The organism is Paenibacillus aceti, assembly GCF_003614185.1.
In the GTDB taxonomy this organism is placed as follows: Bacteria; Bacillota; Bacilli; order Paenibacillales; family Paenibacillaceae; genus Fontibacillus; species Fontibacillus aceti.
Genome location: NZ_KZ987725.1, coordinates 14,362 through 21,187 on the forward strand (window position 1 = coordinate 14,362; position 6,826 = coordinate 21,187).

Below are 6,826 nucleotides of genomic sequence, written 5' to 3' on the forward strand. Positions count from 1 at the left end.
GAAAAACGCTTCGGTGTTTCGTTCGCAGAATTCATTGGAGTACGAACCCCTGAAGTCCAGAAGCGGATTGATCGGTCCCTACAAAAAGAGACGTTAAAAATGGCGTCTAAGCTATTGATGGACGATGTGGCCGAGTGAACGGATAAAGTAAAAATGAATGCAAAAAGGCTCCCGTTTGGGAGCCTTACTTATTCGGATCATAGCAGGGCGGCGTATCCTGATCTCTGGTAACTTGCCCTTCGGCAAGCGCGTGGGGAACCTTTCCCACCTCTAATGATCCTTATTTTATAGTATTGGTAAAAAATCATTTTATATCACATACATAAATCTATGTGGTATAAAAATCATACCCCATGTAGTTTACGCAGTCAAGAGTTGCGGTTTTCGGAATTCCTTATGAATCCGTGCTATATGGCACCCAGCGCCTACTAGCCAAACGTTTTTGGAGCTTTGCTGTTCCGTTGGCTAAGTCATAAAAAGATGATACAAAAACGTATCCAGTAGGATCTAACTTGATAGCTAATAGCAGATGATCCTGAACAATTTTGACAAGCTCAATGCTGTTGGGTTCCTTCGGGTTTTTCCCAACGTAATCCGGACATGAAATCATTCCAGGAATGAGATGGCCATATTGCTCCAAGACCCCGGGGTGTCGTTTTCTAATGTGTTTTAGAGCACCTGGATATACCTTAACCTTTCCGTCCGAAAGATCTACCCCTGTCAACTTTTTAATAGCTTGGACATTAAGTTCCCCAACATCCTGAATATCAGTCCCATGAATATCTATCGTATACGATTCCAAAGCCTTTTTCCCCTTGTTCAAATTCATTATAACGCCCCCTATTTTTTTTTAGTAAAGGCATTATACGAATATCAGCATGATTTCTTAACATAATGCTTGTTCGATGTGTGCCGAGGTTTATTACTTTAAAGCACTAGCATATGTACAAAATCTACATTTGGCATAAATGCCTGAACCGGCCACTCCCGATATTTAGCCGTATTTCCCTCTGTCAGCCGATTAACGTTCCATGGAACAAATCTAAGATCGGCTCCAAAAATGCAGGAAAATGCAAACCATACGATCTTAAGCTTACTCCAAATTCCTCCGGATTCCTAGGCAATTCATTTTAGCATTTCAACCGGCTGCAGCTACTTCAGTATAGACCTATCATTTTTTTAGAATAAAGACAGACCTTAGAAGAGATCTCCAAGGTCTTTTAATTCTGATGTTGGCCACTAATAGCGCTCGGCAACAATGAGGTCCCAATAAAAAAACAGAAATGTTAAGGAGACCATTGAACCAGATGCTATTTAGATCACAGAAAAGAAGACATTCGTACCTAATTTCGGAACGAGTGTCTTCTTCTTTTTTGGGTCAAGCTTAGCTGTGTTTTCTAATTAAACCTCAGTCACCATCGCGCCTTTTAATTACATGTCGAGCAACCAGAAGATGTGTCTATATTATACTCGTGTCCATGTTTGAGTTCGCTGTTTTGGCTTCAATTTTGTAGCGCTCCTTAGATTTCACCTTGAAATATTCTGTTTCCTGGAGCGCTACCTGCTCCACGTGTTCATCAGACTTTATCGTCTTCTTGAACTTTAATAGAATGAATCGATCCGATAGTTTGAATCAGATGGTTCAATGAATTATTTAATTGATCGAATTTTTCTCCCATTGTTTGTAGAACATAGCGAATCAAAATAAAACATAAAGTTACAGGGAAACCCACATTTGTAACGAGGGATACTATATCTGTAATATCCATCCTTGTTGCCTCCTTCCTTTGTATCAATTACCTATCAACATTTAGGAGCTTAAACATTATATTTTACAATCAATATTGCAAAAGGTATAATAAAAAACACGAACGTTTGTTCTTATTCTATTTCCAAGTTTTACAATTACAACTTAAATTTCCCTATATATGTACATAAGTAAGGAGGGGTTCTTCTTGGATAAACGGAATTCAGTTTATGAGTGCTGCAAAAGTGAGATTTATCGTATTGGTTGGAGAGTACAATATAAAGCAAAGAGAACTAGAAATCAGGAATGTCCTTTTTATGAAAACAACCTAAGTACTCCTAGTTTTTCTGCCATGTCTGAAGAGAAGATATATGTTGAAGAACTTATCAATTCATTACCGCCGCAAGGCAAAATAATCATAGATAAGCTCTATCTTCAAGGACTAAGTGAAGTAGAAGTCGCACGACAACTTAACATTAGCCAACAGGCGGTGAACAAATGGAAAAGGAAAATGATTCTACAATTATCTCAGATGGTGAATTATTAGATTTACTTTTCGCTGCTAAACAAAGAGATCCTGATGCTATGCTGCAACTTATTGATATATACAAAGGGGATATCTTGCGAATAAGTAAATTTATTCAATTACCTAAGGAAGATGCCGTATCTATCATTACTCTTGAGTTTTTAGAGTTTATACAGAAATCTGAAGAAGTAATTCAATAATAAATTAGCGCTCCTTTATCTCTATAAAAATAAGATTATTTCAAAGTTTTTTAAATTCTTGGTTGTTAAATAAACTTCAAAAATTCCTTATAGTTGAGAGACAATTAAGCGCGCAGCTTTCAAATCTGGTCAGATTAAAAAAATCAGAAAAAGGAGTTAATTATTATGGCAGCATATCAAACAAGAGAGTTTAAAAAAAAGGTGACAATGACTTATCAGCAAGCAAAAATGATTCGAAATGCACAACAAGATATGTATGATTCCGGAATTGTTAAACCTAATCAAAATAACTTGGCTTCGCTACTCAGTGCTTCTGCCTCTATTTTGGGATTGGCGTTTGCAACTAATACCGCTGCTGGTGTCGCTGCTGGTGTAGTATCTCTTACCCTAGGTCTGGGTACTAATGAAAAAGATACTCTGGATAGGATGGTTAAAGACGGGATTTATGAGTTTAATTCTATTATTCGTGCTTTTGAGGATAACTCTAGTTATAAAATGATAGAAGTAGAACTTCCTTATATTGAGTACAAACAATCTGGTGAAGTATTAGCTCAATTTTTCACTGGAGCGGGAAGAGTTATTCGAATTAATACGGGAAGTGGATGGATTGAACTGTAACCCTTAAGGTGAATGGTTTATAAAAAACTACGCTGTCAGAAGATGATTCCTATATTCATTAGGGGTCATCTTCTTTCATTGCGCTTCGAGTTGATTAACCGGACCGTTTGTATTATCGAGGGTGGGGTGGCATTAAGTGTTATTTTGATATAAAATTTCTAATAGTTAGTCATTATGATAAAAATCAAATGGGAAGTGATATTAATGAAGATTAAGCCTAAAACTCTGTTTATCAGTATTGCTTTTGTAATTACTCTATTTGTAGTAGTTTCATTGTATTTTTTACAAGGAAGCACTTCATTTAATAAAATTGTTTCTGAGCAAATTTCATTAACTGATGTAAATCAAATTAAAATTACTAGATTATCTTACGAAACATTAAATCGTGAAGAAGTAACAATTAGTGAACCCGATAAGATAATTTGATATTGAACAGCCTGAATACTATGAAATTAACTAAAATACAGACCCTTGATGTTCAGGAATCTCAGTACAAATACGATTTAATTATTCGAGTAAATCAAGAAGATAGGTTTGGCATTTCATTTTTTGATGAAAATACCTTAGAAATATATGATGCTAAAAAAACAAAAAATAGACTGAGTAGATATAAGATTAAAAATGATTACAATATCAATGATGAAATAACAGGTCTAATTGGGATCACGCCTTGAACGCTTTTAAAAAAAGAGACACCGAAGCGATCATCAATTGCTTTCCGAGCATCGGCAGCTTCACTGCACCCAAGGTTTCGGGTGCTTCTTTTATTCCTAGGACCCGACATTTTTTGATCAGCACCCTCAACAATAGAATAGATGATGTCTTTTAGCTTTTGTTTCTTATCTTTTTCTAATTGATCCGACGTCAGTTTTCCCCAGCCCCGCGAGTGGGAACTTGAACACATTCTCCATAACCGGATCGCACATCAAATTTCCCTTTTCTCCCGTTAATAATTAACGAAATAAATTATTATCGCTCATATTCCTGGTCTTGGCTTCTATAGGTATCCTTAGTCCGCTGCCGCTGTTCAGCCCATTGGCGTTGCTGCTGTTCGGCTTGTTCTCTCCGGCCAACCTCTCGTAATGCATCGACAGCACCCTTTAAGAGATTAAACCCTGGACGAATAGTGCTAATCCTGGTTTCAATAGCTGGCTTTTTAAGTTCAGCCTGCTGCTGATCAGCAAACTGATGGTCATAGTCGCTCCTATCAGAAACACCAAACTCCTTCATCATTCTTCCGGATAGATCTAAATCGGCTTTGAGCTGATCCTTAACATTCCGAGGTTGGAATAGCTTACGCAGCTGAACATTTTGTGCTTCATGCTTCTCCAGCCACTGATTCGCGCCCCTCAGACGGTCTCCGTTCTTCCGGATCTGATTAAGAAGAATCTGCTGGTCATGGAGCTCACCTTCATACTTGTTAAAAGCCCCCTGGATCTCATCTGCAGAAAGATATCGACCGGCTGCCTTATTGACTGCCTGAATGACCTGAGCTTCCGGATAACTTAACCGCTGAATTCCAGGAACGTCCTGATACTGCTCAACTACAGATCGAGTCTCAATCTGCTTCAAAATTTTCTTGGCTTCTTGAAGCAAGGCGCTTTCTAGTCTGATCCTTTCCTTGGCTTGATCTATGCCAGCCAGCTCTTTCTCAACATAAGCGCTGACCTTCTCTTTCCGCGATTTGAATTGCCCCTCATCCTTGAACCCCATTCTCTCAAGCATTATACGAGCCTGTGATATGTGTTTGTCCAGTTCCGCATGTTTAACTCTTGATTCTTTATTAAATGTGCGAGAGAGGCTGCTAGAGCTCTGTAAATCGATAGTCCAATTTTTGATATTCTGGAAATGGACTTCAGCCCGCTGGAACGGATCGAGTTGCTTCTGCAGCTGCTCCGCACCTTGATCTAAACGCACCGTTTCGCTCTGTAGATCCTGGATCTTCTTTTGAACAGCTACCAGCTCCACCGGCTGGCCAATAATAGCCGCGGTCTTTTGTAGAACTGCCCGCTGCACCGGAGGAAGCTGTTTTTTCTCCTGCAGGGCAGCTTTTTGTTCCCGGTACTTCTGCAGATCAAGAACAACCGCATTATGTTCCTTCACATCCCGGTTGATCTGTCCGACTTCCGTCTGGACGCCGCGCTGTTCCATTTCACGGACAGTCGGCCCCTCATGAACCGTAGGTAGCCGGTCAGTGATACCCTGGGCTTCCAGGCTGCGGTGATCGATGCGCTCCGGACGATTAGCCTTTTCAAAGACCAGATTCACGTCCTGCGCCCACGCTTCGCGCCACTTTTCGACCAGTTCACGATCGTTCCACTCACGAACCTTCTTTCCGAATCCCTCGGAACCCATTTCACGCATGGTCAGCATGACATGAGCGTGTGGATTGTTCAGGTCGTCACGGTGGATTGCTACATCTGCAATCATGCCACGATCGACAAATTGCCGTTGGCAATACTCACGAAGCAGCTTTGCTTGTAATTCCGGAGAAAATTCCTTCGGCAATGCAATATTAATTTCACGGCAAAGCTGCGCATCCTTCCGTTTCTCTGCAGTCTCTACTTCATTCCAGAGACGATTACGATCATAAACCCACTGAGGGGAATGCGCCGGGGCGAGAATTTCAGTTTGTGGTTTTGCTTCGCGCCGATAGTGCTTCAATTCGCCGGTGCGTTCATCCTCGAGGCGTTCGCCGCTGCGATAGGCAGCCATTGCGACCGCCGAACGCCCGGCGCTCCGCGATGCCACTTGCGCAGCAAAGTGAAAAATCGCCATAGCGCTTTCCCTCCTTTCGGTTTTTGTCATTTGTGGTTTGGCGATTAGTAAGAATCGTAAACGGTGCAGGATGAAATCCTGCCGCACACATTGCGAAGCAATGTATAAGTGCGCCCTTAGGGTATCTCGCTACACTCAATATCGTCGGGAATAGTTTACCATATCTTGCTATACATAGAGATAGAATAGATGTCTAGCAGCCCGATCCTCATATTTGGCCATTTTCGGCCTTCAGCTTGAATTAGGCTTCCGTGGAACATTGAAAAAAACGGGAGGATTCGCGGAATATGCGATCTCTCGTTTTCTCCGGATTGCTTAGATTTTCATACTCCTTCGATAAACGAAATAACCTCTTCAGCTGACTCAACATGATCGGATTCAAGACAGATCAGCAGCTCATACTTTCCAACCTCAAATTTGCCTTCAGCAAGCCGACTTACCTCATAGCGATCGTTCCTTCCAGCTGCTACTCCACCAAACGTCACTCTATCTCCTACATTCATGAGTTGAATTGTCTTCTTTTGAATATCGTTCAATATCACATACTCACCCCCTATCACATCGGTCATGCATACATCAACCATTTTGTCATGCCCAAAAAACCTTTATATTATCAAGCATTTAAAGCGATCGTTCATGACCGTAGGCATTAATCAATCACATCAGTCACAACATATAGTCACGGCAGTCATGAATCGATCCCGAACTCCTGAAGCAACTTTTTTTCATAATTCTGATCTACATAATCCCGTACGAACCGATCACGCGCTGAAATGTCTTCCTCGCGGCGAAATAATCCGATTTTCCGGAAGCGTTCAGACTCTGGCTTAACCGCCCATAGTTCTAACGCTTCTCTTTCGAGCCCCCGATCGATGCGGCGCCTGGTTAAATGTTCTGTCACTCGTTCTGCCCGCTGTTCCTCCGGAGCCTGGGAAATTGCAGCTGCAGCTTGATTCT

The 6,826-nt window shown here is 41.1% G+C and carries 9 protein-coding genes and 2 pseudogenes; 5 read left to right on the forward strand and 6 right to left on the reverse strand.

Going from position 1 to position 6,826, the window contains the following annotated elements; all coding sequences use genetic code 11:
- Positions 1 to 394 precede the first annotated feature (394 nt).
- The 3 genes and pseudogenes from BFJ94_RS25115 to BFJ94_RS25125 form a co-directional block, all read right to left on the reverse strand.
- Positions 395 to 829, reverse strand: a complete 435-nt coding sequence (locus tag BFJ94_RS25115; RefSeq protein WP_120465414.1) for a PBECR3 domain-containing polyvalent protein — start codon at positions 827 to 829, stop codon at positions 395 to 397.
- A gap of 616 nt (positions 830 to 1,445) precedes the next feature.
- Positions 1,446 to 1,600, reverse strand: a pseudogene (locus tag BFJ94_RS26020) (IS5/IS1182 family transposase); the annotation flags it as partial.
- Positions 1,578 to 1,769: a hypothetical protein gene (locus BFJ94_RS25125; protein WP_120465415.1), complete on the reverse strand. Its 192-nt coding sequence runs from the start codon at positions 1,767 to 1,769 to the stop codon at positions 1,578 to 1,580. The gene BFJ94_RS25125 and the pseudogene BFJ94_RS26020, both read right to left, overlap by 23 nt.
- Before the next feature lie 186 nt (positions 1,770 to 1,955).
- On the opposite strand from BFJ94_RS25125, the gene BFJ94_RS25130 reads away from it, so the two are divergent.
- The 5 genes from BFJ94_RS25130 (at position 1,956) to BFJ94_RS25145 (ending at position 3,765) form a co-directional block, all read left to right on the forward strand.
- Positions 1,956 to 2,294 (forward strand): sigma factor-like helix-turn-helix DNA-binding protein, encoded by a 339-nt coding sequence (locus BFJ94_RS25130; RefSeq protein ID WP_120465416.1) that lies wholly within the window; start codon positions 1,956 to 1,958, stop codon positions 2,292 to 2,294.
- Positions 2,246 to 2,473, forward strand: coding sequence for a hypothetical protein (locus BFJ94_RS25560; RefSeq protein ID WP_162944423.1), 228 nt, complete (start codon positions 2,246 to 2,248; stop codon positions 2,471 to 2,473). Before BFJ94_RS25130 ends, BFJ94_RS25560 begins: the two co-directional genes overlap by 49 nt.
- Before the next feature lie 165 nt (positions 2,474 to 2,638).
- On the forward strand, positions 2,639 to 3,091 hold the full coding sequence (locus BFJ94_RS25135; RefSeq protein WP_120465417.1) for a hypothetical protein: 453 nt from the start codon (positions 2,639 to 2,641) through the stop codon (positions 3,089 to 3,091).
- 204 nt (positions 3,092 to 3,295) lie between these two features.
- Positions 3,296 to 3,517, forward strand: coding sequence for a hypothetical protein (locus BFJ94_RS25140; RefSeq protein ID WP_120465418.1), 222 nt, complete (start codon positions 3,296 to 3,298; stop codon positions 3,515 to 3,517).
- A gap of 20 nt (positions 3,518 to 3,537) precedes the next feature.
- Positions 3,538 to 3,765, forward strand: coding sequence for a hypothetical protein (locus BFJ94_RS25145; protein ID WP_162944426.1), 228 nt, complete (start codon positions 3,538 to 3,540; stop codon positions 3,763 to 3,765).
- A 295-nt stretch (positions 3,766 to 4,060) separates the two neighbouring features.
- Here the strand turns inward: BFJ94_RS25145 and mobQ are convergent, their stop codons facing one another.
- The 3 genes and pseudogenes from mobQ to BFJ94_RS25160 all read right to left on the reverse strand — a co-directional run.
- A complete protein-coding gene (gene mobQ, locus BFJ94_RS25150) occupies positions 4,061 to 5,869 on the reverse strand; it encodes a MobQ family relaxase (RefSeq protein ID WP_120465420.1) in 1,809 nt (602 codons plus the stop codon).
- Positions 5,870 to 6,192: 323 nt separating this feature from the next.
- The gene (locus BFJ94_RS25155) at positions 6,193 to 6,411 is read right to left on the reverse strand and encodes a hypothetical protein (RefSeq protein WP_120465421.1); all 219 of its coding nucleotides are present in this window, start codon (positions 6,409 to 6,411) and stop codon (positions 6,193 to 6,195) included.
- Positions 6,412 to 6,557: 146 nt separating this feature from the next.
- Positions 6,558 to 6,826: pseudogene (locus BFJ94_RS25160) on the reverse strand (MerR family transcriptional regulator); the annotation flags it as partial.

Excerpts from the sequence above, each read along its gene's own strand:
- BFJ94_RS25115 (WP_120465414.1), bottom strand. The coding sequence starts at position 829 with ATGAATTTGAACAAGGGGAAAAAGGCTTTGGAATCGTATACGATAGAT.
- BFJ94_RS25125 (WP_120465415.1), bottom strand. The coding sequence starts at position 1,769 with ATGGATATTACAGATATAGTATCCCTCGTTACAAATGTGGGTTTCCCT.
- BFJ94_RS25145 (WP_162944426.1), top strand. The coding sequence starts at position 3,538 with ATGAAATTAACTAAAATACAGACCCTTGATGTTCAGGAATCTCAGTAC.
- BFJ94_RS25140 (WP_120465418.1), top strand. The coding sequence starts at position 3,296 with ATGAAGATTAAGCCTAAAACTCTGTTTATCAGTATTGCTTTTGTAATT.
- mobQ (WP_120465420.1), bottom strand. The coding sequence starts at position 5,869 with ATGGCGATTTTTCACTTTGCTGCGCAAGTGGCATCGCGGAGCGCCGGG.
- BFJ94_RS25135 (WP_120465417.1), top strand. The coding sequence starts at position 2,639 with ATGGCAGCATATCAAACAAGAGAGTTTAAAAAAAAGGTGACAATGACT.
- BFJ94_RS25560 (WP_162944423.1), top strand. The coding sequence starts at position 2,246 with ATGGAAAAGGAAAATGATTCTACAATTATCTCAGATGGTGAATTATTA.